Origin of the sequence: Escherichia sp. WS547 (assembly GCF_046486065.1) — a bacterium.
GTDB lineage: Bacteria > Pseudomonadota > Gammaproteobacteria > Enterobacterales > Enterobacteriaceae > Escherichia > Escherichia coli.
This window is the reverse complement of the sequence record NZ_JBJQMA010000004.1, coordinates 16576-43158: the sequence shown is the minus strand read 5'-3', so window position 1 is coordinate 43158 and position 26583 is coordinate 16576. Positions and strand designations below refer to the sequence as shown.

At 52.7% G+C, this 26583-nt stretch carries 26 protein-coding genes and 1 other RNA gene; 10 read left to right on the top strand and 17 right to left on the bottom strand.

All coding sequences use genetic code 11. The features are described 5' to 3' along the window. Positions 1-38: 38 nt before the first annotated feature. Genes recJ through xerD form a run of 3 tightly spaced genes read right to left on the bottom strand, consistent with a single transcriptional unit; the run spans position 39 to position 3409 of the window. Entirely contained in the window at positions 39-1772 is a 1734-nt protein-coding gene (gene recJ, locus ACJHWK_RS05255; protein ID WP_021523238.1) for a single-stranded-DNA-specific exonuclease RecJ, read from the bottom strand. 5 nt (positions 1773-1777) lie between these two features. Continuing rightward, positions 1778-2488: a bifunctional protein-disulfide isomerase/oxidoreductase DsbC gene (gene dsbC, locus ACJHWK_RS05250; protein WP_001521231.1), complete on the bottom strand. Its 711-nt coding sequence runs from the start codon at positions 2486-2488 to the stop codon at positions 1778-1780. A gap of 24 nt (positions 2489-2512) precedes the next feature. Beyond that, positions 2513-3409 carry a site-specific tyrosine recombinase XerD gene (xerD, locus tag ACJHWK_RS05245; RefSeq protein WP_000806638.1) on the bottom strand — a complete coding sequence of 299 codons (897 nt, stop codon included), beginning with the start codon at positions 3407-3409 and terminating at the stop codon, positions 2513-2515. Positions 3410-3520: 111 nt separating this feature from the next. Here xerD and fldB point away from each other — a divergent pair, with 111 nt between their 5' ends. After that, positions 3521-4042: a flavodoxin FldB gene (gene fldB / locus ACJHWK_RS05240; protein WP_001521233.1), complete on the top strand. Its 522-nt coding sequence runs from the start codon at positions 3521-3523 to the stop codon at positions 4040-4042. 39 nt (positions 4043-4081) lie between these two features. Here fldB and ACJHWK_RS05235 read toward each other — a convergent pair whose 3' ends face one another. Beyond that, positions 4082-4489: a protein YgfX gene (locus ACJHWK_RS05235; RefSeq protein WP_000244781.1), complete on the bottom strand. Its 408-nt coding sequence runs from the start codon at positions 4487-4489 to the stop codon at positions 4082-4084. Then, on the bottom strand, positions 4470-4736 hold the full coding sequence (gene sdhE / locus ACJHWK_RS05230; RefSeq protein ID WP_000354046.1) for an FAD assembly factor SdhE: 267 nt from the start codon (positions 4734-4736) through the stop codon (positions 4470-4472). The genes ACJHWK_RS05235 and sdhE overlap by 20 nt, the downstream gene beginning before the upstream one ends. A gap of 242 nt (positions 4737-4978) precedes the next feature. Here sdhE and ygfZ point away from each other — a divergent pair, with 242 nt between their 5' ends. Then, the gene (gene ygfZ / locus ACJHWK_RS05225) at positions 4979-5959 is read left to right on the top strand and encodes a tRNA-modifying protein YgfZ (RefSeq protein ID WP_000886050.1); all 981 of its coding nucleotides are present in this window, start codon (positions 4979-4981) and stop codon (positions 5957-5959) included. 76 nt (positions 5960-6035) lie between these two features. On the opposite strand, the gene trhA is transcribed toward ygfZ, so the two are convergent. Beyond that, complete coding sequence (gene trhA / locus ACJHWK_RS05220; protein WP_000250269.1) at positions 6036-6695, bottom strand: PAQR family membrane homeostasis protein TrhA; 660 nt, start codon at positions 6693-6695, stop codon at positions 6036-6038. Positions 6696-6858: 163 nt separating this feature from the next. Next, complete coding sequence (gene yqfB / locus ACJHWK_RS05215) at positions 6859-7170, bottom strand: N(4)-acetylcytidine aminohydrolase (protein ID WP_410234801.1); 312 nt, start codon at positions 7168-7170, stop codon at positions 6859-6861. Positions 7171-7214: 44 nt separating this feature from the next. Between yqfB and bglA the strand changes: the two genes are divergently transcribed. Then, a complete protein-coding gene (bglA, locus tag ACJHWK_RS05210) occupies positions 7215-8648 on the top strand; it encodes a 6-phospho-beta-glucosidase BglA (protein ID WP_001521235.1) in 1434 nt (477 codons plus the stop codon). A 163-nt stretch (positions 8649-8811) separates the two neighbouring features. Here the strand turns inward: bglA and gcvP are convergent, their stop codons facing one another. The 3 genes from gcvP to gcvT all read right to left on the bottom strand — a co-directional run bounded on the left by gcvP (position 8812) and on the right by gcvT (position 13311). Beyond that, positions 8812-11685, bottom strand: coding sequence for an aminomethyl-transferring glycine dehydrogenase (gene gcvP, locus ACJHWK_RS05205; RefSeq protein WP_001521236.1), 2874 nt, complete (start codon positions 11683-11685; stop codon positions 8812-8814). Positions 11686-11803: 118 nt separating this feature from the next. After that, positions 11804-12193: a glycine cleavage system protein GcvH gene (gcvH, locus tag ACJHWK_RS05200; protein WP_001295377.1), complete on the bottom strand. Its 390-nt coding sequence runs from the start codon at positions 12191-12193 to the stop codon at positions 11804-11806. Between the two features lie 23 nt (positions 12194-12216). Continuing rightward, the gene (gene gcvT, locus ACJHWK_RS05195; RefSeq protein ID WP_000068697.1) at positions 12217-13311 is read right to left on the bottom strand and encodes a glycine cleavage system aminomethyltransferase GcvT; all 1095 of its coding nucleotides are present in this window, start codon (positions 13309-13311) and stop codon (positions 12217-12219) included. A gap of 290 nt (positions 13312-13601) precedes the next feature. Between gcvT and ACJHWK_RS05190 the strand changes: the two genes are divergently transcribed. Beyond that, a complete protein-coding gene (locus ACJHWK_RS05190) occupies positions 13602-13685 on the top strand; it encodes a hypothetical protein (protein WP_122545169.1) in 84 nt (27 codons plus the stop codon). A 73-nt stretch (positions 13686-13758) separates the two neighbouring features. Here ACJHWK_RS05190 and ubiI read toward each other — a convergent pair whose 3' ends face one another. Genes ubiI through ygfB form a run of 4 tightly spaced genes read right to left on the bottom strand, consistent with a single transcriptional unit; the run spans position 13759 to position 18088 of the window. Beyond that, entirely contained in the window at positions 13759-14961 is a 1203-nt protein-coding gene (gene ubiI / locus ACJHWK_RS05185) for an FAD-dependent 2-octaprenylphenol hydroxylase (protein ID WP_001521237.1), read from the bottom strand. A gap of 22 nt (positions 14962-14983) precedes the next feature. After that, on the bottom strand, positions 14984-16162 hold the full coding sequence (ubiH, locus tag ACJHWK_RS05180; RefSeq protein ID WP_000111162.1) for a 2-octaprenyl-6-methoxyphenyl hydroxylase: 1179 nt from the start codon (positions 16160-16162) through the stop codon (positions 14984-14986). Then, positions 16159-17484 (bottom strand): Xaa-Pro aminopeptidase, encoded by a 1326-nt coding sequence (gene pepP, locus ACJHWK_RS05175; protein ID WP_001290111.1) that lies wholly within the window; start codon positions 17482-17484, stop codon positions 16159-16161. Before pepP ends, ubiH begins: the two co-directional genes overlap by 4 nt. 25 nt (positions 17485-17509) lie before the next feature. After that, positions 17510-18088 carry a UPF0149 family protein YgfB gene (gene ygfB, locus ACJHWK_RS05170; protein WP_001295378.1) on the bottom strand — a complete coding sequence of 193 codons (579 nt, stop codon included), beginning with the start codon at positions 18086-18088 and terminating at the stop codon, positions 17510-17512. Between the two features lie 167 nt (positions 18089-18255). On the opposite strand from ygfB, the gene zapA reads away from it, so the two are divergent. The 3 genes from zapA to ACJHWK_RS05155 all read left to right on the top strand — a co-directional run bounded on the left by zapA (position 18256) and on the right by ACJHWK_RS05155 (position 19433). After that, positions 18256-18585, top strand: a complete 330-nt coding sequence (gene zapA / locus ACJHWK_RS05165; protein WP_001276008.1) for a cell division protein ZapA — start codon at positions 18256-18258, stop codon at positions 18583-18585. 41 nt (positions 18586-18626) lie between these two features. Then, positions 18627-18810, top strand: a non-coding RNA gene (ssrS, locus tag ACJHWK_RS05160) — 6S RNA. A 20-nt stretch (positions 18811-18830) separates the two neighbouring features. After that, positions 18831-19433 carry a 5-formyltetrahydrofolate cyclo-ligase gene (locus tag ACJHWK_RS05155; protein WP_001298273.1) on the top strand — a complete coding sequence of 201 codons (603 nt, stop codon included), beginning with the start codon at positions 18831-18833 and terminating at the stop codon, positions 19431-19433. Between the two features lie 100 nt (positions 19434-19533). Here the strand turns inward: ACJHWK_RS05155 and ibsC are convergent, their stop codons facing one another. From ibsC to rpiA, 3 genes are all read right to left on the bottom strand, one after another. Continuing rightward, positions 19534-19593: a type I toxin-antitoxin system toxin IbsC gene (gene ibsC / locus ACJHWK_RS05150; protein ID WP_071525914.1), complete on the bottom strand. Its 60-nt coding sequence runs from the start codon at positions 19591-19593 to the stop codon at positions 19534-19536. A gap of 228 nt (positions 19594-19821) precedes the next feature. Next, the gene (serA, locus tag ACJHWK_RS05145; RefSeq protein ID WP_001151604.1) at positions 19822-21054 is read right to left on the bottom strand and encodes a phosphoglycerate dehydrogenase; all 1233 of its coding nucleotides are present in this window, start codon (positions 21052-21054) and stop codon (positions 19822-19824) included. 255 nt (positions 21055-21309) lie between these two features. Beyond that, on the bottom strand, positions 21310-21969 hold the full coding sequence (gene rpiA / locus ACJHWK_RS05140; protein ID WP_000189743.1) for a ribose-5-phosphate isomerase RpiA: 660 nt from the start codon (positions 21967-21969) through the stop codon (positions 21310-21312). Positions 21970-22351: 382 nt separating this feature from the next. Here rpiA and argP point away from each other — a divergent pair, with 382 nt between their 5' ends. The 3 genes from argP to meaB all read left to right on the top strand — a co-directional run bounded on the left by argP (position 22352) and on the right by meaB (position 26581). Next, a complete protein-coding gene (gene argP, locus ACJHWK_RS05135) occupies positions 22352-23245 on the top strand; it encodes a DNA-binding transcriptional regulator ArgP (RefSeq protein ID WP_000828351.1) in 894 nt (297 codons plus the stop codon). A gap of 203 nt (positions 23246-23448) precedes the next feature. After that, positions 23449-25593, top strand: a complete 2145-nt coding sequence (scpA, locus tag ACJHWK_RS05130; protein WP_001521239.1) for a methylmalonyl-CoA mutase — start codon at positions 23449-23451, stop codon at positions 25591-25593. Next, complete coding sequence (gene meaB, locus ACJHWK_RS05125) at positions 25586-26581, top strand: methylmalonyl Co-A mutase-associated GTPase MeaB (protein WP_170886260.1); 996 nt, start codon at positions 25586-25588, stop codon at positions 26579-26581. Before scpA ends, meaB begins: the two co-directional genes overlap by 8 nt. Positions 26582-26583 lie beyond the last annotated feature (2 nt).

Sequence of the window (26583 nt, the reverse complement as noted above, 5' to 3'; positions counted from 1 at the left end):
GTACCCAATCCACACTCTTTTTTATAGAGAAGATGACGCTAAATTGGCCAGATATTGTCGATGATAATTTGCAGGCTGCGATTGCCGCGAAACTCGTTGATATCAAGCTTATAAGCCAGTTGCACTTCGCGCACGCCGTTATCCGGCCAAAGGGCGGTATCAACGTTAAAGGCAATGCCGTCCAGCAGCGGGCCGCCGCCGACCGGTTCAACCATGACCTTCAAATGGCGCTCGCCCACCAGTCGTTGTTGCAGAAGGCGGAAATGACCGTCAAACAGCGGTTCCGGGAACATCTGTCCCCACGGGCCAGCATCGCGCAGTAACTGCGCCACTTCCATGGTCATTTCGGCCGGGCTTAACGGACCGTCTGACACCACTTCGCCTTGCAATAGTGAAGGGTCCAGCCACTCAGTCACCAGTTCGCCAAAGCGTTGCTGAAAGAGTTCGAATTTATCCTCTTCCAGTGACAGCCCGGCCGCCATTGCATGGCCGCCAAACTTAAGCATCATACCGGGGTAGAGCGTGTCCAGCCGCTCCAGCGCATCGCGCATATGCAACCCCTGAATGGAACGACCAGAACCTTTCAGCGTACCGTCGCCCGCAGGGGCAAAGGCGATAACCGGACGGTGAAAACGCTCTTTGATACGCGATGCCAGAATGCCAACAACGCCCTGATGCCATTCAGGGTGATACATTGCCAGCCCGCCGGGTAGCGTGTCACGGCTGCGCTCCAGTTTCTCGCACAGGGTCAGGGCTTCAACCTGCATTCCTTGTTCGATCTCTTTTCGCGTCTGGTTTAGCGCATCGAGTTCATTTGCCAGCACGCGCGCTTCGCCGATGTTGTCGCACAGCAACAGTGCCACACCAACGGACATATCATCCAGTCGCCCGGCAGCATTGAGACGTGGCCCCAGCGCAAAACCTAAATCGCTGGCGGCGAGTTTTTGTGCATCACGGTTGGCCACTTCCAGCAGCGCTTTAATCCCCGGACGGCACTTTCCGGCACGGATGCGACTCATCCCCTGCCACGTCAGAATGCGATTATTAGCGTCCAGCGGCACGACGTCCGCCACTGTTCCCAGCGCGACCAGATCCAGCAGTTCTGCCAGATTAGGAATTGCGATGCCGCGCTCATCAAACCAGCCCTGATCGCGCAAAAAAGTGCGCAGAGCCAGCATCAGATAAAACGCCACACCCACGCCTGCCAGTGATTTCGACGGGAAATTACAGTCGCGCAAGTTAGGGTTAATGATCGCTTCCGCTGCGGGTAATGTGTCGCCCGGCAAATGGTGATCGGTAACAATAACCGGGATGCCCAACGAGCGAGCATGTTCAACCCCCGCATGGGAGGAAATACCGTTATCCACCGTGACAATTAACTGCGCGCCACGGGCATGGGCCTGATCGACCACTTCCGGGCTTAAGCCGTAACCGTCTTCGAAACGGTTTGGTACCAGGTAGTCGATATTGCTGCAACCAAGCGAGCGCATCGCCAGCACGCTTAGAGCCGTGCTGGTCGCGCCGTCGGCGTCGAAATCACCGACCACAATAATCCGCGTTCCTTCGCGAAAAGCGTTGTAAAGGATCTCAACGGCCTTTTCGACGCCGCTCAGTTGCTGCCAGGGCAACATACCTTTAACACTGCGTTTCAGTTCTTGCGCACTGCGTACTCCCCGGCTGGCGTATAAACGGCGCAGCAAGGGAGGCAATTCAGCGGGCAAGTCTGCCGTTTCATCGACTTCACGGCGACGAAGTTGTATCTGTTGTTTCACGCGAATTATTTACCGCTGGTCATTTTTTGGTGTTCGTCGAGGAATTCTTTCATGTCTTTCGGTGGCTGGTAACCCGGAACAAGTGTGCCATTGCTCAGCACAATTGCCGGAGTGCCGCTAACGCCAAGCTGGACGCCAAGTGCGTAATGATCGGCAATATCGATATCGCAACTTGCCGGAGTGGCAGCTTTACCAGCCATCACATCATCAAACGCTTTGTTTTTATCTTTCGCACACCAGATGGCTTTCATTTGTTGCTCAGCCTGGCTCTCCAGCCCCTGGCGTGGGAAAGCAAGATAACGCACGGTGATCCCCAGTGCGTTGTAGTCTGCCATTTGCTCATGCAGTTTGTGGCAGTAACCACAGGTAATATCAGTAAACACGGTGATGACGTGTTTTTCCTGTGGCGCTTTATAAACGATCATCTCTTTTTCAAGCGCATTCAACTGCTTTAACAGCATCTTATTGGTGACATTGACCGGAGCTGTGCCACTAACGTCATACATTGGCCCCTGAATGATATGTTTACCATCATCGGTGATGTACAACACACCGCTGTTAGTCAGAACTGTCTTCATGCCAGCTACGGGCGCGGGCTGAATATCGCTGCTTTTGATGCCCATTTTGGCTAACGTTTGTTGAATTGCCGCGTCATCAGCCTGAGCAAAGCCTGAAAACGCCGCTAACAAAGTAAACAACATAAAACCTTTCTTCATAAATCTTCCCGTTCTTTTCAGACATCACGCCCGCGGGTGATGCTGTTGATGAAGTTGCCGCAGACGCTCGGTAGCGACATGCGTATAAATTTGCGTGGTGGAGAGATCGCTGTGGCCCAGTAGCATCTGCACCACGCGTAAATCCGCACCATGATTTAATAAATGAGTGGCAAAAGCGTGACGCAACACATGCGGTGACAGCTTTTCGCTGTCGATACCCGCCAGCACGGCATAATGTTTAATGCGGTGCCAGAAGGTCTGTCGCGTCATCTGCTGCGCACGCTGGCTGGGGAACAACACATCAATAGAGACACCGTTCAACAACCACGGTCGCCCATGCTCGAGATACGTTTCCAGCCAGTAAACCGCCTCTTCACCTAACGGCACCAGGCGCTCTTTGTTGCCTTTACCAATGACCCGCACTACGCCCTGACGCAGGCTGATATCACTCATTGTCAGCCCGACCAGTTCAGAGACACGCAGCCCGGTAGCATACAACACTTCAAGCATGGCTTTATCGCGTAGCTCCAGTGGCTGATCAATTAATGGTGCCTGTAATAAACGTTCGACCTGCGCTTCGCTTAAATCTTTTGGCAAACGCTGGGGCAATTTCGGTGAAGCAAGATGCGCACTGGGATCGTCTTCACGAAACTTTTCGCGATAAAGATACTGGAACAATCGGCGCACTGCACTCAGCAAACGCGCTGAGCTGGTGGCTTTATACCCGCCCTCCAGCCGTTCTGCCAGTAATGCCTGCAAATCGTCACTTTGCGCCGTCGCCAGCGTCAACCCGCGGTGATGCAACCACTCCACCATCATTGACAGATCGCGACGGTAAGCGTTCAACGTATTTTCAGCCAGATTTTTTTCCAGCCACAGAGCATCAAGAAACTGCTCGATGCGTGCCAGATCCTGTTTCACTTGCGCCCCTTATGGTCACTCATTTGATCCATTATGCCTTATTGTGCCGTGACTAAAGCGATTCTGATACACTAGCCACAAAAGCCACAGCAGAATCGAGAAGCTTACGTTATGAATATGGGTCTTTTTTACGGTTCCAGCACCTGTTACACCGAAATGGCGGCAGAAAAAATCCGCGATATTATCGGCCCAGAACTGGTGACCTTACATAACCTCAAGGACGACTCCCCGAAATTAATGGAGCAGTACGATGTGCTCATTCTGGGTATCCCGACCTGGGATTTTGGTGAAATCCAGGAAGACTGGGAAGCCGTCTGGGATCAGCTCGACGACCTGAACCTCGAAGGTAAAATTGTTGCGCTGTATGGGCTTGGCGATCAACTGGGATACGGCGAGTGGTTCCTCGATGCGCTCGGTATACTGCATGACAAGCTCTCGACCAAAGGCGTGAAGTTCGTCGGCTACTGGCCAACGGAAGGATATGAGTTTACCAGCCCGAAACCGGTGATTGCTGACGGGCAACTGTTCGTGGGTCTGGCGCTGGACGAAACTAACCAATATGACCTTAGCGACGAGCGTATTCAGAACTGGTGCGAGCAAATCCTCAACGAAATGGCAGAGCATTACGCCTGATGTCACTGACGGCTTAGCGCATATGCTTTGCCGTCATCTTTATCTTTGCGTCTCTTGTTGCAACAATATCCGCCGTAAATCCCGCCATTCGGCTTCGTCCATGCTGTCGGCTGCCAGCCATAAATGTTGCCGTTTACCGCTGTCAGAACGTAAACGCAGCATCATGCCGCTCTTAATCATCCACGGCGCTTTGACGATGCTCCACTCCTGCCCTTGCCAGCGCAAACGCCCGTCCATCAACAGGCGAATTTCCCCCTGGCGAGCATTAATGCGCCGCTGGCTGCGAACGCAATCAAACACCACCAGCGAAAGTAACACCATCCATAACGGGGTGTAACTGAGCGGCCAGGGCATGAGTAAAATAACAGCGGCAACCAGCCCGTGGATCAGCAAGGAAAGCCACTGTGCGCGCCAGGAGACGCGCAGATCAGATTGCCACAGGACCACGTTCCCGGTTCCGTGTCTGGATGAGTCGGACCATCATTTCCAGTTCTGCATCGGCCGGTTTACCGTGGTTCATCAGCCAGTTAAACAGATCGGGATCGTCACACTCCAGCAGACGAATAAAGATGCGTTTTTCGTCATCGCTTAAGCTGTCGTACTCATGTTCGAAAAACGGCATGATTGAAATATCGAGTTCGCGCATACCACGGCGGCATGCCCAATGAATGCGGGCTTTGTTGTTAATGTCCATCTTCTTCCTGTCTCACGAAAATCCAGTACCTGGCTATTGTAACGTGTTTTTCGACTTCTTTTGCGGGAATATCAGTAAACACAATCGCGATCGCGAAATTAATTCACAACAATTCAAGGGCTTCATTTTTTTGGAAGTCGCCTCGCAGAAGGCACAGATCGCGTAGTGAAAGCACTTGCATTGCCTCATAGCTCTTTTACCATTAGTCATTAATACGCCGTTAAGCAACTCAGGACTCTATTATGGCTTTTACACCTTTTCCTCCCCGTCAGCCTACGGCGTCTGCCCGTTTACCGCTGACGCTGATAACGCTTGATGACTGGGCGCTTGCCACCATTACTGGCGCGGACAGCGAAAAATATATGCAGGGTCAGGTGACAGCAGATGTCAGCCAGATGACAGAAAATCAGCATCTGCTCGCCGCCCATTGCGACGCCAAAGGTAAAATGTGGAGCAATTTACGTCTGTTCCGCGACGGCGATGGCTTTGCATGGATTGAACGGCGCAGTGTGCGTGAACCGCAGCTGACTGAACTGAAAAAATATGCGGTGTTCTCTAAAGTGACCATCGCGCCGGACGATGAGCGTGTGCTGCTTGGTGTTGCCGGTTTTCAGGCGCGCGCCGCGCTGGCAAATATCTTTAGTGAACTGCCTTCGAAAGAAAAACAGGTAGTTAAAGAAGGCGCGACCACTTTGCTATGGTTTGAACACCCTGCAGAACGTTTCCTGATCGTAACCGATGAAGCCACTGCCAATATGCTGACCGATAAACTGCGCGGTGAAGCGGAACTGAACAATAGCCAACAGTGGCTGGCATTAAACATTGAAGCGGGTTTCCCGGTGATTGATGCCGCCAACAGCGGGCAGTTTATCCCACAGGCGACCAACCTCCAGGCGCTGGGCGGCATTAGCTTTAAAAAAGGCTGCTATACCGGACAAGAGATGGTGGCGCGAGCTAAATTCCGTGGTGCCAACAAACGCGCGCTCTGGTTGCTGACGGGTAGCGCCAGCCGACTGCCGGAAGCCGGTGAAGACTTAGAGCTGAAAATGGGCGAGAACTGGCGTCGTACCGGAACCGTGCTGGCTGCGGTAAAACTGGAAGATGGTCAGGTCGTGGTACAGGTCGTCATGAATAACGATATGGAACCGGACAGCATCTTCCGCGTGCGTGACGATGCGAATACATTGCATATCGAGCCGCTGCCGTATTCACTCGAAGAGTAAATCTCTGTGTCGCATCATGCATTTATCGCCTGATGCGACAAGGGTGTGTCTTTTCAGGCCTACAAAGGCACACCCATTACGCCTGCCCAATATATAAATAGATCGCCAGAAAGTGGCACACGCTGCCGCCGAGCACAAAGCCGTGCCAGATGGCATGGTTGTAGGGAATGCGTTTGCAGACGTAGAAAATCACCCCGAGCGAGTAAACCACGCCGCCTACAGCCAGTAAGGTAACGCTGCCCGCCGCAAGCTTAATTGCCATTTCATAAATCACCACCAGCGACAGCCAGCCCATCGCCAGATAGGTCACCAGAGATAAAATTTTGAATCGGTGCGCGATGGTCAGTTTGAACAGAATCCCCAGCAATGCCAGGCTCCAGATAACAATCATCAACCCGCGCGCTAACGGAGAATCCAGCCCCACCAGCAAAAACGGCGTGTAGGTTCCGGCAATCAATAGGTAAATAGCGCAATGGTCAAATTTCTTCAGCCACATTTTTGCCCGTTGATGAGGAATGGCGTGATAGAGCGTCGAAGCGAGGAACAGCAGGATCATACTGCCGCCATAGAGGCTGTAACTGGTTATCGCTGTGGCGCTGGCATTGAGATCCACCGCCTGAACCAGTAGCAACACCAGCCCAACGATACCAAACACCAACCCAATGCCGTGACTGACGCTGTTGGCAATTTCCTCTGCCAGCGAATATCCCTGCTTAATGAGGGGCTTCTGAACCATAACTTACTCCGGAGAAACGTACACGCACATGTATACCTCTCCAGCGTAACTGAGAATAGTTCCAGTGAACACCTGTTAGCTAAAATAAATTCTGATTTGGGACTAATCTCCTAAAAATCATGAAATTAAATGCAAAATTTCAACTAACAGGCGTGAGTTCAATTTAAAGGCATTTAAATTCAATCACATAAAACTGTGTCTGGCCGGGATAGATGTCGGCAATGACCTTTTTCAGTTCTAGCATGGTCATATTCTCCTGCTCTGCATGTTTTTCCGTCAGCGTATCCAGCGTTACGATTGAGGTTGCGGTGACTTCAATCGTGCAAAAATAACCGTCATCTTCAAAACGCCCGACACGAAGCACATCACCCGTTTTGAAGTGCGATTCAGACTCGTCGCGGATGGTGATAGTTTTACGCCCAGCCAGAATGTCATCCTGGAAACGTTGAAAAAAAGTGATGTCGTTTGGCTGCATGGTACTATTTCCTGTAAGAATTGACTCATCTGGAGCCTATGATAGTGAAAAAACTCACCTTACCGAAAGATTTCTTATGGGGCGGCGCAGTTGCCGCTCATCAGGTCGAAGGCGGCTGGAACAAAGGCGGCAAAGGGCCGAGCATTTGTGACGTTCTGACCGGTGGCGCACACGGCGTGCCGCGCGAAATCACCAAAGAAGTGTTGCCAGGAAAATACTATCCGAACCATGAAGCCGTTGATTTTTATGGTCATTACAAGGAAGACATCAAGCTATTTGCCGAAATGGGCTTCAAATGTTTTCGTACATCCATCGCCTGGACGCGCATTTTTCCAAAAGGTGATGAAGCTCAGCCAAACGAAGAAGGGCTGAAGTTCTACGATGATATGTTCGATGAACTGCTGAAATACAACATCGAACCAGTGATCACCCTCTCCCACTTTGAAATGCCGCTGCATCTGGTGCAGCAATACGGTAGCTGGACCAACCGTAAAGTGGTTGATTTCTTTGTCCGTTTCGCGGAAGTGGTATTTGAACGCTATAAGTATAAAGTCAAATACTGGATGACCTTCAACGAAATTAACAACCAGCGTAACTGGCGTGCACCGCTGTTCGGTTACTGCTGCTCCGGCGTGGTTTATACCGAGCATGAGAACCCGGAAGAGACGATGTATCAGGTGCTGCATCACCAGTTTGTCGCCAGCGCCCTGGCGGTGAAAGCCGCGCGTCGCATTAACCCGGAAATGAAAGTCGGCTGTATGCTGGCGATGGTGCCGCTTTACCCTTACTCCTGTAATCCGGACGATGTGATGTTCGCCCAGGAGTCGATGCGCGAACGCTACGTCTTTACCGATGTGCAACTGCGTGGCTATTACCCGTCCTATGTGTTGAACGAGTGGGAGCGTCGCGGATTTAACATCAAAATGGAAGACGGCGATCTCGATGTGCTGCGCGAAGGCACCTGCGATTATCTCGGTTTCAGCTATTACATGACCAACGCGGTGAAGGCCGAAGGCGGCACCGGCGATGCGATCTCTGGTTTTGAAGGCAGCGTACCAAACCCGTATGTTAAAGCGTCTGACTGGGGCTGGCAGATTGATCCTGTGGGTCTGCGCTATGCACTTTGCGAACTGTATGAGCGTTATCAGAAGCCGCTGTTTATTGTCGAAAACGGTTTTGGCGCTTACGACAAGATGGAAGAAGATGGCAGCATCAACGACGACTACCGCATTGACTACCTGCGCGCCCATATTGAAGAGATGAAAAAAGCGGTGACTTACGATGGCGTGGATCTGATGGGCTACACACCGTGGGGCTGCATCGACTGCGTGTCGTTCACTACCGGGCAGTACAGCAAACGCTACGGCTTTATCTATGTGAATAAACATGACGACGGTACTGGCGATATGTCGCGTTCACGTAAGAAGAGCTTTGACTGGTACAAAGAGGTGATTGCCAGCAACGGCGAGAAGCTTTAATTACCCGATGTGCCTGATGCGCCCCGCTCATCAGGCCTGGCGCTCCTGTCATATATTGAACTCCAGGAGTTTATATTTACGCTTCATCCGACACACAAAGCGCACTTTATTAACAAGCTAAAAAGGCGCCGAAGCGCCTTTAGAAGATAGTCGAATCAGTAAATTACTGGTATTCGCTAATCGGTACGCAGGAGCAGAACAGGTTACGGTCGCCGTAAACATCATCCAGACGTTTCACTGTCGGCCAGTATTTGTCTGCCACGCCTGCCGGGAATACCGCAATTTCACGGCTGTACGGATGCGCCCACTCGGCGACCAGTTCGCTCTGAATGTGCGGCGCGTTCACCAGCGGGTTATCTTCCAGCGGCCAGGCTCCGGCTTTCACCTGGTCGATTTCTGCGCGGATAGCCAGCATCGCGTCGATAAAGCGATCCAGTTCCACTTTGCTTTCAGATTCAGTCGGTTCAACCATCAGCGTACCCGCCACCGGGAACGACATCGTCGGCGCGTGGAAACCGTAGTCGATCAGACGCTTGGCAATATCCAGTTCGCTGATGCCGGTTTCTTCTTTCAGCGGACGAATATCAAGAATACATTCGTGCGCCACGCGACCGTCGCGACCGGTATACAGCACCGGGAAAGCATCCTGCAGGCGGCTGGCAATATAGTTGGCGTTAAGAATTGCCACCTGGCTTGCTTTTTTCAGCCCTTCTGCGCCCATCATGCGGATGTACATCCAGCTGATTGGCAGAATGGATGCGCTACCGAACGGTGCCGCAGAAACCGCGCCCTGACGGGTTAACATGCCTTCAATTTGTACCACGCTATGACCTGGCACAAACGGTGCCAGATGCGCTTTCACGCCGATCGGTCCCATACCTGGGCCGCCGCCACCGTGCGGAATGCAGAAAGTTTTATGCAGGTTAAGGTGCGAAACGTCCGCGCCAATAAAGCCCGGTGAGGTGATGCCGACCTGGGCGTTCATGTTCGCGCCATCAAGGTAAACCTGACCGCCGAACTGATGCACGACTTCACACACTTCACGGATCGTTTCTTCGTACACGCCGTGGGTGGAAGGATAAGTCACCATGATGCAGGAGAGATTATCGCCCGCTTGTTCCGCTTTCGCGCGCAGGTCAGTCAGATCGATGTTGCCATTTTTATCACATGCCACAACTACCACCTGCATTCCTGCCATATGTGCAGAAGCGGGGTTAGTTCCGTGCGCAGAAGCCGGGATCAAGCAGATATCGCGATGCCCTTCGTTGCGGCTTTCATGATAATGACGAATCGCCAGCAGGCCCGCATATTCGCCCTGTGCGCCAGAGTTCGGCTGCATACAAACGGCGTCGTAACCGGTCAGTTTCACCAGCCAGTCAGCCAGTTGCGCAATCATCTGCTGATAACCTTCGGCCTGTTCCGGCGGGCAGAACGGGTGCAGTTCGGCAAATTCCGGCCAGGTGATGGGGATCATCTCGGCGGCGGCGTTCAGTTTCATGGTGCAGGAACCCAGCGGGATCATCGCCTGATTCAGCGCCAGATCTTTACGCTCCAGCGAGTGCATATAGCGCATCATTTCGGTTTCGCTGTGGTAGCGATTAAACACCGGATGGGTGAGGATTTCGTCGTCGCGCAACATTGCAGGCTGAATAGAGCGGCTATCGTGAGCCACGTCTTTGTCCAGCGTGTCGATGTCCAGTCCGTGGTTATCCCCCAGCAGTACGCTGAAAAGCTGCATCACGTTTTCGCGCGTGGTGGTTTCATCAAGGGTGATCCCAACCGCGTTCAGGATATCGCTACGCAGGTTGATTTCAGCCGCTTCGGCACGCGCCAGTACGCCCGCCTTGTCGGCCACTTCCACACACAGAGTGTCGAAATAGTGCGCATGGCGCAGCTTCAGACCTTTTTGTTGCAGGCCTGCCGCCAGGATATCGGTCAGACGGTGAATGCGGTTAGCGATACGTTTCAGGCCAACCGGGCCGTGATAAACGGCATACAGGCTGGCGATGTTTGCCAGCAGCACCTGGGAAGTACAAATGTTGGAGTTCGCTTTCTCACGACGAATATGTTGCTCGCGAGTCTGCATCGCCATGCGCAGAGCGGTGTTGCCAGCTGCATCTTTCGATACACCGATAATACGGCCCGGCATTGAGCGTTTGTATTCGTCTTTCGCCGCAAAGAATGCCGCGTGTGGGCCACCGTAGCCCATCGGTACGCCAAAGCGTTGCGCCGAACCAAAAACAATATCCGCGCCCTGTTTACCCGGCGCAGTTAACAGCACCAGCGCCATAATATCGGCGGCGACACTGACCACAATTTTGCGTGATTTCAGTTCGCTAATAAGCGTGGTGTAGTCGTGAATTTCACCAGTAGTGCCGACCTGCTGTAACAGCACGCCGAAGACGTCCTGGTGGTCGAGCACTTTTTGCGCGTCATCGACAATCACTTCAAAACCAAAGGTTTCAGCACGAGTACGGACCACATCGAGCGTTTGCGGATGAACGTCAGAAGCAACAAAGAAGCGGTTGGCATTTTTCAGTTTGCTGACGCGTTTAGCCATCGCCATTGCTTCGGCGGCAGCGGTGGCCTCGTCCAGAAGAGAAGCAGAGGCCATATCCAGTCCAGTCAAATCCAGCGTTACCTGCTGGAAGTTGAGCAGTGCCTCAAGGCGGCCCTGGGAGACTTCAGGTTGATACGGAGTATACGCGGTATACCAGCCCGGATTTTCCAGCATGTTACGCAGAATAACCGGCGGTAGCTGCACGGCGGTGTAACCCATGCCGATGTAAGACGTGAAGCGTTTATTGCGACTGGCAATAGCCTTGAGTTCCGCCAGCGCGGCGTATTCGGTCGCCGGTGCGCCAACCTGCGGCGGGGTCGCAAGCTGAATATCTTTCGGTACAATCTGGCCGGTCAGCGCGTTTAACGATTGTGCGCCAACGGCATTCAGCATTTCTTGCTGTTGCGCGGCGTCCGGTCCGATATGGCGTTCAATAAAAGCGCCGCTGTTTTCAAGCTGGCTTAACGTCTGTGTCATGAGCGATGGTTCCTGAAACGTGCAGTGAATTGTGAACCTCTCTCCTTGCGAAGAGAGTGAGGGTGAGGCGTAAAAGTTCCTCACCCTGATCCTCTCCCGCAGAAGAGGAATAAAGCCGTTACTCGTCTTCTAACAATGCTTCGTATGCGGTCGCATCCAGCAGTGATTCCAGTTCGCTTTCATCGCTGGCTTTGATTTTAAAGATCCAGCCGCCTGCATACGGTTCGCTGTTCACCAGTTCCGGGGAATCGCTCAGTGCGTCGTTTACCGCCACGATTTCACCGCTTACTGGCGCATAAATGTCTGACGCCGCTTTTACCGATTCGGCAACCGCGCAGTCATCGCCCGCGCTAACCGTTGCGCCCACTTCCGGCAGGTCAACAAACACCATATCGCCTAACAGCTCCTGGGCATGTTCGGTGATACCAACGGTGTAAGTGCCGTCGGCTTCTTTACGCAGCCATTCGTGTTCTTTGCTGTATTTCAGTTCTGCTGGTACGTTGCTCATCAATCAATCTCCAAAAAAGTAAATCACGCGACGGCTTTACCGTTACGCACAAAAACAGGTTTCGTCACTTTAACCGGCATTTCACGGTTGCGAATTTGCACAATCGCCGTTTCACCAATACCTTCCGGCACACGCGCCAGCGCAATGCTGTAACCCAGCGTCGGGGAGAAAGTACCGCTGGTGATAATGCCTTCATGCTGGTTGCCCTGCGCATCAGTAAAACGTACCGGCAGTTCATTACGCAGCACGCCTTTTTCAGTCATCACCAGACCAACCAGTTTTTCTGTGCCATGTTCACGCTGCACTTCCAGGGCTTCACGACCGATGAAGTCACGATCTGCCGGTTCCCAGGCGATAGTCCAGCCCATGTTGGCGGCTAACGGAGAGATGGTTTCGTCCATCTCCTGACCATAAAGATTCATGCCCGCTTCCAGACGCAGCGTGTCACGCGCGCCCAGACCGCATGGCTTAACGCCCGCTTCCACCAGCGCGCGCCAGAAATCGGCCGCTTTTTCATTGGGCAGCGCAATTTCGTAGCCCGCTTCACCGGTGTAACCGGTGGTGGCAATAAACAGATCGCCCGCCTGCACGCCAAAGAACGGTTTCATCCCTTCCACCGCATGACGCTGAGCGTCATTAAACAGTGTGGCAGCTTTTGCCTGCGCATTCGGCCCTTGCACGGCAATCATGGAAAGGTCATCACGAACGGTAATTTCGATGCCGAAAGGTTCAGCGTGTTGGGTAATCCAGGAGAGGTCTTTTTCGCGGGTGGCGGAGTTAACAACGAGGCGGAAGAAATCTTCAGTAAAGTAGTAGACGATGAGGTCATCTATCACACCGCCAGAGGCATTCAACATCCCCGAGTAAAGGGCTTTGCCGCTTTTGGTGAGTTTCGCCACATCGTTCGCCAGCAGATAACGCAAAAACTCCCGGGTGCGGCTGCCGCGAAGATCGACGATGGTCATATGTGACACATCAAACATTCCGGCATCGGTACGTACCGCATGATGTTCGTCGATTTGCGAACCGTAATGCAGCGGCATCATCCAGCCGTGGAAATCCACCATGCGAGCGCCGCAAAGCGTGTGTTGTTCGTACAAAGGAGTCTGTTGTGCCATCTTGTCCTCATTGAATAAGCGGGGCTGACAACTTTTCCATGGCGAAATTATCACCACGAAACCCAGCATCGGAGCCACTCCCGGTCCCCAACGCAATCGTTCTCTTTTGCCTGAACTTACCACCGAAACAGACTGTTAACCATAAGGTAAAATTGATCATCACATTAGCTTATGGTTAAAAAACGCCAAAATCACAACAGAATAAAAAACCAAAAAACACACCAATTTCTATAGAAAGATGATGCGATGAGGAAATTAATTTGAATAAGGCAATATTAAGAGCTGAAAAAATGTCAAAAAACACTAAATCAAAAATTCGTGGCATTAGAAAATATAATGCGAAAACGGAGGTGAAATTAGTTTATTTCAAATGAGGAAAATCTCCCGGCGAAAAAACCGGGAGATGAAAGTGTGATGGGTATCAAATAAACAGCAGAAGAGAAATTTTTAACGCAGCCATTCAGGCAAATCGTTTAATCCCATTGCCTGGCGGATAAGTTGTGGTTTAACGCCAGGAAGCGTGTCGGCCAGTTTCAAACCAATATCACGCAGCAGTTTTTTCGCCGGATTGGTACCGGAAAACATATCGCGGAATCCCTGCATACCAGCCAGCATCAGCGCCGCACTGTGCTTGCGGCTACGCTCATAGCGACGCAGATAAATGTACTGCCCGATGTCTTTCCCCTGACGATGCAACCGTTTCAGTTCGGCAATCAGCTCTGCGGCATCCATAAAGCCGAGATTAACGCCCTGCCCCGCGAGCGGGTGAATGGTATGCGCGGCGTCGCCCACCAACGCCAGACGGTGCGCGGCAAATTGGCGCGCATAACGCCCCGTCAGTGGGAACACCTGACGCGCACTCTCAACCTTGCATAAGCCAAGGCGATTATCAAAAGCGATATTTAACGCGCGATTAAATTCGTCTTCACTTGCCTGCTGCATCCGCTGCGCTTCCTCTGGCGACAGTGACCAGACAATCGAGCAAAGATGCGGATCGCTAAGCGGTAAAAAGGCCAGAATGCCTTCGCCATGGAAAACCTGCCGCGCCACCGCATCATGCGGTTCTTCCGTGCGAATGGTCGCTACCAGCGCGTGATGCTGATAATCCCAGAAAGTCAGCGGAATATCGGCTTTGTTGCGCAACCAGGAATTAGCGCCGTCCGCGCCAATCACCAGACGCGCCGTTAACATGCTGCCATCTTTCAGCGTCAGGAAGGTTTCATTTTCTCCCCAGGCGACCTGCTGTAATTCTGCGGGGGCCAACAGAGTGATATCTGACGACTGCTGCGCTTTGTTCCACAGCGCGTAGTGAATCACTGAGTTTTCAACGATATGCCCAAGATGGCTATAGCCCATGCTTTGATCGTCAAACGAAATGTGACCAAAACTGTCTTTGTCCCACACTTCCATACCGTGATAACAACTGGCCCTACGAGAGAGAATGTCCTGCCAGACGCCAAGACGGGTGAGTAATTTTTCGCTGGCGGCATTGATAGCCGAAACGCGCAGTTGTGGTGGTGCATCCGCCGCCAGAGGTTCCGGTACGCGCTGCTCCAGTACGGCAACGCGTAAGCCGCTCCCCTGTAAGCCGCAGGCAACCGCCAGCCCCACCATGCCGCCGCCAACAATGGCTACATCAACACTTTGCATTGTTTATTCCTTAAAACCGCCTTCAACGCGCCACCCAACCGAGGGTGCGCTGCGCCAGCACATCGCGTGCCGGGGTAAATAATTCCATCGTCATCAGCCCGATGTTGCGCCCGACAACCAGCGGCGTCCAACGGTTGGCAAAAAGATGTACAAGGCTGTCCGTGACACCGATGGTTGCTTCGCGATCGCTCTGTCGACGCTGCTGATAACGGCACAATACGCCGTAATCACCTATGTCTTCTCCGCGCTCCTGCGCCTGAGTCAAGGTTTCCGCAAGGCTCATGACATCCCGCATACCGAGGTTGAACCCTTGCCCGGCAATCGGGTGCAGAGTTTGCGCCGCATTGCCCACCAGCACGGTACGATGGGTAATAGGTCTGGCGGCGCGGGTTAACGCCAGCGGATAAGCACTGCGTTTACCAGCGTGGGTAATTTTCCCAAGTCGCCAACCAAAGGCCGACTGGAGTTCACGGCAAAACTTCTCGTCGCTCCACGACAGTACCTCTTCGCGCCGTTCCAGTAGATGACACCAGACCAGCGAACAGCGTCCGTCAGACATCGGCAACATCGCCAGCGGGCCATGTTGCGTAAAGCGTTCAAAAGCGCGCCCTTCGTGCGCAACGGAAGTCGCAACGTTGGCAATCACAGCCAGTTGTTCGTAAGGCTCCTGCTGCCAGTCAACGCCGCACACAGTGGCTAACGCTGAATGGGTGCCATCAGCGGCTACCAGCACGCGGCCCGTCAGCGTTTCGCCACACTCCAGCGTCACTTCAACGTGACTCTGAGTACGGGCAACGTTAGCCACGCGATCAGGGCAATGCAGCGTTACGCCAGGTGCTTTACGCAGCAATGCAAACAGCCGTTGCCCGACATTGTGCAATTCGACAACCTGTCCCAGCGCCGCCAGTTGGTAATCTTCTGCGGCGAGGGTGACAAATCCAGCGTGACCACGATCGCTGACATGCACGCTGGTGATGGCGGTTGCGCAATCCGCCAGAGATTGCCAAACGCCGATGCGCGCCAGTTGCTGACAGGTACCCGCCGCCAGCGCAATAGCTCGTCCATCAAAGCCCGGATGAGCATGTGACTCTGGCGCAGTCGCTTCAATCAAATGTACCGGCAGCGCCCCGTGACTTAACCGGGAAATAGCCAGCGCCAGCGTCGCGCCCGCCATGCCGCCACCGACGATGATTACGCTCATTGCTTTCTCGCAGCAGCCATCAACGCTTCGATTTCTTCCGGCTTTTTCACCACGCTGGCGGTGAGGTTTTCGTTGCCGGTTTCGGTAATCACAATGTCGTCTTCAATACGAATGCCGATACCGCGATATTGTTCTGGCACATCCGCATCCGGCGCGATATACAGACCAGGCTCTACGGTCAGTACCATCCCCGGTTCCAGAATGCGCGAGCGATCCTGACCATAAACGCCAACGTCATGGACATCCAGTCCTAACCAGTGGCTAAGGCCATGCATAAAGAAAGGACGATGGGCGTTCTGAGCGATCAGTTCATCAACATCACCTTTCAGGATGCCGAGTTTTACCAGGCCGCTAACCATGATACGCACCACTTCACCAGTGACTTCCTGCATGGAAGTTCCCGGACGATACAGGCGCAGGCTGGTTTCAAGAGACTCCAGCACAATGTCGTAGATTTCACGCTGGGCCTGAGTGAATTTGCCGTTGACCGGGAAGGTGCGGGTAATATCGCCCGCGTAACCTTTGTATTCACAACCCGCGTCAATCAACACCAGGTCACCGTCGCGCAGTTCACTCTCGTTTTCGGTGTAGTGCAGAATGCAGCCGTTTTCACCGCTGCCGACGATGGTGTTGTAGGACGGATAACGCGCACCGTGGCGGTTAAATTCGTGGTGAATTTCGCCTTCCAGATGGTACTCGAACATTCCCGGACGGCATTTTTCCATCGCCCGGGTATGCGCCAGGGCGGTAATTTCCCCCGCGCGGCGAAGTACGGCAATCTCTTCCGGCGATTTGAACAGGCGCATTTCATGAACAATGGGACGCCAGTCGATCATCGTTGCCGGTGCGGTAAGATTTTGCCGCGAGCCTTTACGCAGTTTTTCCAGCGCACTGTTCACGATTTCATCAGCATATGCATATTCGCCCTGGGCGTGGTAAACCACATCCAGACCATTAAGTAGTTGATAAAGTTGCTGATTAATTTCGCTGAATGCCAGAGCGCGATCAACACCCAGTTTCTCTGGCGCGGCATCCTGACCTAAGCGACGACCAAACCAGATCTCTGCCGTCAGGTCGCGAACGCGGTTAAACAAAACGCTGTGGTTATGAGTGTCATCGCTTTTAATCAGCACCAGCACCGCTTCCGGTTCGTTAAAGCCGGTGAAGTACCAGAAGTCACTGTTCTGACGATAGGGGTATTCGCTGTCGGCGCTACGTGTTACTTCTGGTGCAGCAAAAATCAGCGCGGCGCTGCCGGGTTGCATTTGCTCCACCAGGGCCTGACGGCGACGCTGAAACTCTTGCCGGGATATCTCACTCATAACACTCTCCTTACGTTTTTTGTTTTTAGTGTAGAGTCGGTTTTTGTACTTCTGGCGCGGTCGGTTGCGGATGAGTAAAGGTGTCGTGGCATAACAGCGCGGCAACACGAACGTATTCGATGATCTCTTCAAGCGACATTTCAAGCTCTTCCTGATCTTCGTCTTCGTCGTAGCCCAGCTGCGCGATGTTACGCAGATCGTCGATGGCTTCACCGGTTTCGCCGGTCACTTTGTCCAGCTTCGGTTGCGTAACGCCAAGACCAAGCAGGAAGTGATTGACCCAACCTGCCAGCGCATCAGCCCGATCGAAAACGCTGACATCATCGCCATCAGGCAGATAAAGCTGAAAAAGGAAGCCGTCATCCTGCAGGGCATCGCTGGTGGCAGAGTGCATTTTACGCAGTGCCTGTGCCAGCTCATGACCGAAAGCCATGCCTTCGTTCGTCAGGTCGTGAAGTAGCGGCAGCCATGAGCTGTCATCGTTACCGCCACATATCATCCCACTGATTAAACCATGCATCTCAGCAGGGGTCAGACCCGTCCCTTGTTGGTTCAGATACTGGTTCATTTCGTTGTAACCAGGCATTTCGTTCTGTATAGACATAAGCATTCGTCGTCAAAGGGAGGAATATTCATGATATGCTACCACTTTGGGCCCTGGTGGACCAGAAAAGGGCTTGTCTCTTCTCATCAGGGTAGCTATAGTGTCGCCCCTTCGCAGACCATGGGTCTAAAGACGAAGGCAGCGCAGTCAATCAGCAGGAAGGTGGCATGTCTGCACAACCCGTCGATATCCAAATTTTTGGCCGTTCACTGCGTGTGAACTGCCCGCCTGACCAAAGGGATGCGTTGAATCAGGCAGCGGACGATCTGAACCAACGGTTGCAAGATCTGAAAGAACGCACTAGAGTCACAAATACTGAACAGTTGGTCTTCATTGCCGCATTGAATATCAGCTATGAGTTAGCGCAAGAAAAAGCGAAGACTCGTGACTACGCGGCAAGTATGGAACAGCGTATTCGGATGCTGCAGCAGACCATAGAACAAGCGTTACTTGAACAAGGTCGCATCACCGAAAAAACTAACCAAAACTTTGAATGACACTTTTCGGTTTACTGTGGTAGAGTAACCGTGAAGACAAAATTTCTCTGAGATGTTCGCAAGCGGGCCAGTCCCCTGAGCCGATATTTCATACCACAAGAATGTGGCGCTCCGCGGTTGGTGAGCATGCTCGGTCCGTCCGAGAAGCCTTAAAACTGCGACGACACATTCACCTTGAACCAAGGGTTCAAGGGTTACAGCCTGCGGCGGCATCTCGGAGATTCCCTTCTTATCTGGCACCAGCCATGACGCAACTACCAGAACTCCCACTGACATTATCCCGACAAGAAATCCGCAAAATGATTCGGCAACGTCGTCGTGCGTTAACGCCGGAACAACAGCAGGAAATGGGTCAACAAGCTGCTACCCGGATGATGACTTATCCCCCAGTGGTGATGGCGCATACGGTCGCTGTATTCCTCTCTTTTGATGGCGAACTCGACACCCAGCCACTTATAGAACAACTCTGGCGCGCCGGTAAGCGCGTATATCTTCCAGTTTTGCATCCCTTTAGTGCCGGTAATTTGCTGTTCCTGAATTACCATCCGCAAAGCGAACTGGTGATGAACAGGTTGAAGATCCATGAGCCAAAACTGGATGTGCGTGACGTGCTCCCCCTTTCCCGATTAGACGTGTTGATCACACCGCTGGTCGCCTTTGATGAGTACGGCCAGCGCCTGGGAATGGGCGGTGGTTTTTATGATCGGACCTTACAAAACTGGCAGCACTATAAAATGCAACCGGTGGGTTATGCGCATGATTGTCAGTTGGTGGAAAAACTCCCCGTTGAAGAGTGGGATATCCCTCTTCCTGCGGTGGTTACACCGTCGAAAGTCTGGGAGTGGTGAGGGCGACACACCTGCATCGCCCTGATTGACATCGTTGATTCTTTAACCTAATTTAGTGAGTAAGGGTAAGGGAGGATTACTCCTCCCCTGAGACTGACTGTTAATAAGCTGGGAAACTTATGAGTAACAGTACAATCAGTATGATGACAAGTCGCATCATAACCCTTCTCCTTCAAGCCCTCGCTTCGGTGAGGGCTTTACCGTTACAGCCCTGTGCTGTCCTGCCATCGTAAATCCCCATTAAATAAACACAACGCATTGATCTGACTTTGATTTATTTTCTGGAGCAGACTCGCAAAGTAGAATGCGCAATGCGGCAACGGTGTGGAAAAGGGATAAAAAAACGGGCAAGTCAGTGACCTGCCCGTTAATTTTCAGAGAAGGGGAATTAGTACAGCAGACGGGCGCGAATGGTACCCGGAATAGCTTTCATTGCCTGCAGCGCTTTTTCGGCAACGTCTTCGTCGGCTTCAATATCAATAACCACATAACCCATCTGGGCGGAAGTTTGTAGATATTGCGCGGCGATGTTGACGCCCTGCTCGGCGAAGATTTTGTTCAGCGCAGTTAGCACGCCCGGACGGTTTTCGTGGATGTGCATCAGACGACGCCCACCGTGCAGTGGCAGCGAGACTTCCGGGAAGTTCACCGCAGAGAGCGTTGAGCCATTGTCAGAATACTTGATCAATTTACCCGCAACTTCCAGGCCGATATTCTCCTGCGCTTCCTGAGTCGAACCGCCAATGTGTGGCGTCAGAAGGACGTTGTCGAATTCACACAGCGGAGAGGTAAATGGATCGCTATTGGTTGCCGGTTCCGTCGGAAATACGTCGATTGCCGCCCCCGCCAGATGTTTGCTCGCCAGCGCGTCACACAGCGCCGGAATATCCACCACAGTACCGCGCGAAGCATTAATCAGCAGCGAGCCGGGCTTCATTAGTGAAATCTCTTTCGCACCCATCATATTTTTGGTGGACGGATTCTCTGGTACATGCAGACTCACCACATCGCTCATATTCAGCAGGTCAGAAAGATGCTGTACCTGAGTGGCGTTGCCCAGCGGCAGTTTGTTTTCAATATCATAAAAGTAAACATACATTCCCAGCGATTCAGCCAGAATGCCCAATTGCGTACCAATATGACCGTAGCCGATGATACCCAGCTTTTTGCCGCGCGCTTCAAAAGAACCCGCCGCCAGTTTGTTCCACACGCCACGGTGCGCTTTAGCATTGGCTTCCGGCACGCCGCGCAATAGCAGCAGCAGTTCGCCAATCACCAGCTCCGCAACAGAGCGCGTATTTGAGAACGGTGCGTTAAATACCGGGATCCCGCGTTTTGCCGCCGCATCCAGATCAACCTGGTTTGTTCCGATACAGAAACAGCCAATAGCGACCAGTTTTTCTGCGGCGTTGATCACGTCTTCAGTCAGATGGGTACGGGATCGCAGGCCGATGAAGTGGGCATCGCGGATGGATTCTTTTAATTGTTCATCATCCAGCGCGCCTTTGTGAAATTCGATGTTGGTGTAACCCGCTGCACGAAGGCTTTCAAGCGCCTTTTGGTGCACGCCTTCTACCAGCAGAAACTTAATCTTGTCTTTCTCCAGCGATACCTTTGCCATTTACCCAATCCTGTCTTTTGAAATGTTGTGTGCGGATTTGCATCCGCCTTTCAACATATCAAAAAATAATATTGCGGCAATATGAACGTTTGCGTCGCGATGTTGAGGAAATATCACGCAAAGGTATTTCTTGGATGAATATGCTGGTTTAGAGGGTTTATTTAGAGCAATCGACAATAGCCAGGTAAAAACGTGACACATGTCACCAAATTTAATGAAGAGAATTTTTTTAACGGGGGAGGTTCCCCCGTCAGATCATTTCACAATGGTTTTGACACCGTCAGGTGTGCCAATCAGCGCAACGTCCGCGCCACGGTTAGCAAACAAGCCAACAGTCACCACGCCAGGAATCGCATTTATGGCGTTTTCCATCGCTATCGGGTCAAGGATTTCCATGCCGTGGACGTCGAGGATCACGTTGCCGTTATCGGTCACCACGCCCTGACGGTATTCCGGACGACCGCCCAGTTTCACCAGCTGGCGCGCCACTGCACTACGTGCCATCGGGATAACTTCTACTGGCAGCGGGAATTTGCCCAGAATATCAACCTGCTTGGAAGCGTCGGCAATACAGATAAATTTTTCCGCAACCGAAGCAATGATTTTTTCACGGGTCAGCGCCGCGCCGCCGCCTTTGATCATTTGCATGTGGCCGTTGATTTCATCTGCGCCATCAACGTAGATGCCAAGGCTGTCGACTTCGTTGAGATCAAAAACGTGAATGCCGAGGCTTTTCAGTTTTTCAGTGGAAGCATCCGAACTGGAAACGGCCCCTTCAATCTGGCCTTTCATCGTGCCGAGCGCGTCAATAAAGTGTGCGGCGGTGGAACCTGTACCTACACCAACAATGGTGCCGGGCTGAACATACTGAAGTGCCGCCCATCCTACTGCTTTTTTCAATTCATCCTGCGTCATGATCGTTTCGCCTGTGGTATGAAATTTCACACGCATTATATACAAAAAAAGCGATTCAGACCCCGTTGGCAAGCCGCGTGGTTAACTCATCCATAAAATATCGCGCAATGGCGGGCATCCCCTTTCGCCCGGCAAATAAAGCATACAACGGTCTGGGTATGCCGCTCCACGGTGCGAACAGAGGCAATAACGCCACGCCATTCAACATAACCAGGGCGCGAAGTCGCTAAGCGAAATGCAATAGCGCAAATCCCTGATCTTTTAAGCTGCGCGTTTAACCATTGATACAAATGTTACCCGCCGACGGCTTCGGTATATGCAACCTGACACAAAATTGTGTCATAGTGCAGGAAAAAGCATTTACCAGGAGCAGACAACAGCAATGAAACGCCCGGACTACAGAACATTACAGGCACTGGATGCGGTGATACGTGAACGAGGATTTGAGCGCGCGGCACAAAAGCTGTGCATTACACAATCAGCCGTCTCACAGCGCATTAAGCAACTGGAAAATATGTTCGGGCAGCCGCTGTTGGTGCGTACCGTACCGCCGCGCCCGACAGAACAAGGGCAAAAACTGCTGGCACTGCTGCGCCAGGTGGAGTTGCTGGAAGAAGAGTGGCTGGGCGATGAACAAACCGGTTCGACTCCGCTGCTGCTTTCACTGGCGGTCAACGCAGACAGTCTGGCGACGTGGTTGCTTCCGGCGCTGGCTCCTGTGTTAGCTGATTCGCCTATCCGCCTCAACTTGCAGGTAGAAGATGAAACCCGCACTCAGGAACGTCTGCGCCGCGGCGAAGTGGTCGGCGCGGTGAGTATTCAACATCAGGCGCTGCCGAGTTGTCTTGTCGATAAGCTCGGTGCGCTCGACTATCTATTCGTCAGCTCAAAACCGTTTGCCGAAAAATATTTCCCTAACGGCGTAACGCGTTCGGCTCTGCTAAAAGCGCCAGTGGTCGCCTTTGACCATCTTGACGATATGCACCAGGCCTTTTTGCAGCAAAACTTCGATCTGCCCCCAGGCAGCGTACCGTGCCATATTGTTAATTCTTCAGAAGCGTTCGTGCAACTTGCTCGCCAGGGCACCACCTGCTGTATGATCCCGCACCTGCAAATCGAGAAAGAGCTGGCCAGCGGTGAACTGATTGACTTAACGCCTGGGCTATTTCAACGACGGATGCTCTACTGGCACCGCTTTGCTCCTGAAAGCCGCATGATGCGTAAAGTCACTGATGCGTTACTCGATTATGGTCACAAAGTCCTTCGTCAGGATTAATCCATCAAATAATGCCTGATAGCACATATCAGGCGTTGTCCTCACTTCTTTTTGTATTCCTTGAATCACATCACAAAATAGACAAATCTCAGGCGGCAAAAAACGACGTCTGAATGCATTTTTTTTGCTGGCGACAAACCCACGTAAAAAGCTCACCGTAGGCGCAAATACCCTCATTTTGATTGCGTTTTACGGAGCAAATAATGTCTAACGTGCAGGAGTGGCAACAGCTTGCCAACAAGGAATTGAGCCGTCGGGAGAAAACTGTCGACTCGCTGGTTCAGCAAACCGCGGAAGGGATCGCCATCAAGCCGCTGTATACCGAAGCCGATCTCGATAATCTGGAGGTGACAGGTACCCTTCCTGGTTTGCCTCCCTACGTTCGTGGCCCGCGTGCCACTATGTATACCGCCCAACCGTGGACCATCCGTCAGTATGCTGGTTTTTCAACAGCAAAAGAGTCCAACGCTTTTTATCGCCGTAACCTGGCCGCCGGGCAAAAAGGTCTTTCCGTTGCGTTTGACCTTGCCACCCACCGAGGCTACGACTCCGATAACCCACGCGTGGCGGGCGACGTCGGCAAAGCGGGCGTCGCTATCGACACCGTGGAAGATATGAAAGTCCTGTTCGACCAGATCCCGCTGGATAAAATGTCGGTTTCGATGACCATGAATGGCGCAGTGCTACCAGTACTGGCGTTTTATATCGTCGCCGCGGAAGAGCAAGGTGTTACACCTGATAAACTGACCGGCACCATTCAAAACGATATCCTCAAAGAGTACCTCTGCCGCAACACCTATATTTACCCGCCAAAACCGTCAATGCGCATTATCGCCGACATCATCGCCTGGTGTTCCGGCAACATGCCGCGATTTAATACCATCAGTATCAGCGGTTACCACATGGGTGAAGCGGGTGCCAACTGCGTGCAGCAGGTAGCATTTACGCTCGCCGATGGGATTGAGTACATCAAAGCAGCAATATCCGCTGGGCTGAAAATTGATGACTTCGCTCCTCGCCTGTCGTTCTTCTTCGGCATTGGCATGGATCTGTTTATGAACGTCGCCATGTTGCGTGCGGCACGTTATTTATGGAGCGAAGCGGTCAGTGGATTTGGCGCACAGGATCCGAAATCACTGGCGCTGCGTACCCACTGCCAGACCTCAGGCTGGAGCCTGACTGAACAGGATCCGTATAACAACGTTATCCGCACCACCATTGAAGCACTGGCTGCAACGCTGGGCGGTACTCAGTCACTGCATACCAACGCCTTTGATGAAGCGCTTGGTTTGCCTACCGATTTCTCAGCACGCATTGCCCGCAATACCCAGATCATCATTCAGGAAGAATCAGAACTCTGCCGCACCGTCGATCCACTGGCCGGATCCTATTACGTTGAGTCGCTGACCGATCAAATCGTCAAACAAGCCAGAGCTATTATCCAACAGATCGACGAAGCCGGTGGTATGGCGAAAGCGATCGAAGCAGGTCTGCCAAAACGAATGATCGAAGAGGCCTCAGCGCGCGAACAGTCGCTGATCGACCAGGGCAAGCGTGTCATCGTTGGTGTCAACAAGTACAAACTGGATCACGAAGACGAAACCGATGTACTTGAGATCGACAACGTGATGGTGCGTAACGAGCAAATTGCTTCGCTGGAACGCATTCGCGCCACCCGTGATGATGCCGCCGTAACCGCCGCGTTGAACGCCCTGACTCACGCCGCACAGCATAACGAAAACCTGCTGGCTGCCGCTGTTAATGCTGCTCGCGTTCGCGCCACCCTGGGTGAAATTTCCGATGCGCTGGAAGCCGCTTTCGACCGTTATCTGGTGCCAAGCCAGTGTGTTACCGGCGTGATTGCGCAAAGCTATCATCAGTCTGAGAAATCGGCCTCCGAGTTCGATGCCATTGTTGCGCAAACGGAGCAGTTCCTTGCCGACAATGGTCGTCGCCCGCGCATTCTGATCGCTAAAATGGGCCAGGATGGGCACGATCGCGGCGCGAAAGTGATCGCCAGCGCCTATTCCGATCTCGGTTTCGACGTAGATTTAAGCCCGATGTTCTCTACACCTGAAGAGATCGCCCGCCTGGCCGTAGAAAACGACGTCCACGTAGTGGGCGCATCCTCACTGGCTGCCGGTCATAAAACGCTGATCCCGGAACTGGTCGAAGCGCTGAAAAAATGGGGACGCAAAGATATCTGCGTGGTCGCGGGTGGCGTCATTCCGCCGCAGGATTACGCCTTCCTGCAAGATCGCGGCGTGGCGGCGATTTATGGTCCAGGTACACCTATGCTCGACAGCGTGCGCGACGTACTGAATCTGATAAGCCAGCATCATGATTAATGAAGCCACGCTGGCAGAAAGTATTCGCCGCTTACGTCAGGGTGAGCGTGCCACGCTCGCCCAGGCCATGACGTTGGTGGAAAGCCGTCACCCGCGTCATCAGGCGCTAAGTACACAGCTGCTTGACGCCATTATGCCGTTCTGTGGTAACGCCCTGCGACTGGGCGTTACCGGCACACCCGGCGCGGGGAAAAGTACCTTTCTTGAAGCCTTTGGCATGTTGTTGATTCGTGAGGGATTAAAGGTTGCGGTTATTGCGGTCGATCCCAGCAGCCCGGTCACTGGCGGTAGCATTCTCGGGGATAAAACCCGCATGAATGACCTTGCGCGTGCCGAGGCGGCGTTTATTCGCCCGGTACCCTCCTCCGGCCATCTGGGCGGTGCCAGTCAGCGAGCGCGGGAATTAATGCTGTTATGCGAAGCGGCGGGTTATGACGTAGTGATTGTCGAAACGGTTGGCGTCGGGCAGTCAGAAACGGAAGTCGCCCGCATGGTGGACTGTTTTATCTCGTTGCAAATTGCCGGTGGCGGCGATGATCTGCAGGGCATTAAAAAGGGGCTGATGGAAGTGGCAGATCTGATCGTTATCAACCAAGACGATGGCGATAACCATACCAATATCGCCATTGCCCGGCATATGTACGAGAGTGCCCTGCATATTCTGCGACGTAAATACGACGAATGGCAGCCACGGGTTCTGACTTGTAGCGCACTGGAAAAACGTGGAATCGATGAGATCTGGCACGCCATCATCGACTTCAAAACCGCGCTAACTGCCAGTGGTCGTTTGCAACAAGTGCGGCAACAACAATCGGTGGAATGGCTGCGTAAACAAACCGAAGAAGAAGTACTGAATCACCTGTTCGCGAATGAAGATTTCGATCGCTATTACAGCCAGACGCTTTTAGCGGTCAAAAACAATACGCTCTCACCGCGCACCGGCCTGCGGCAGCTCAGTGAATTTATCCAGACGCAATATTTTGATTAAAG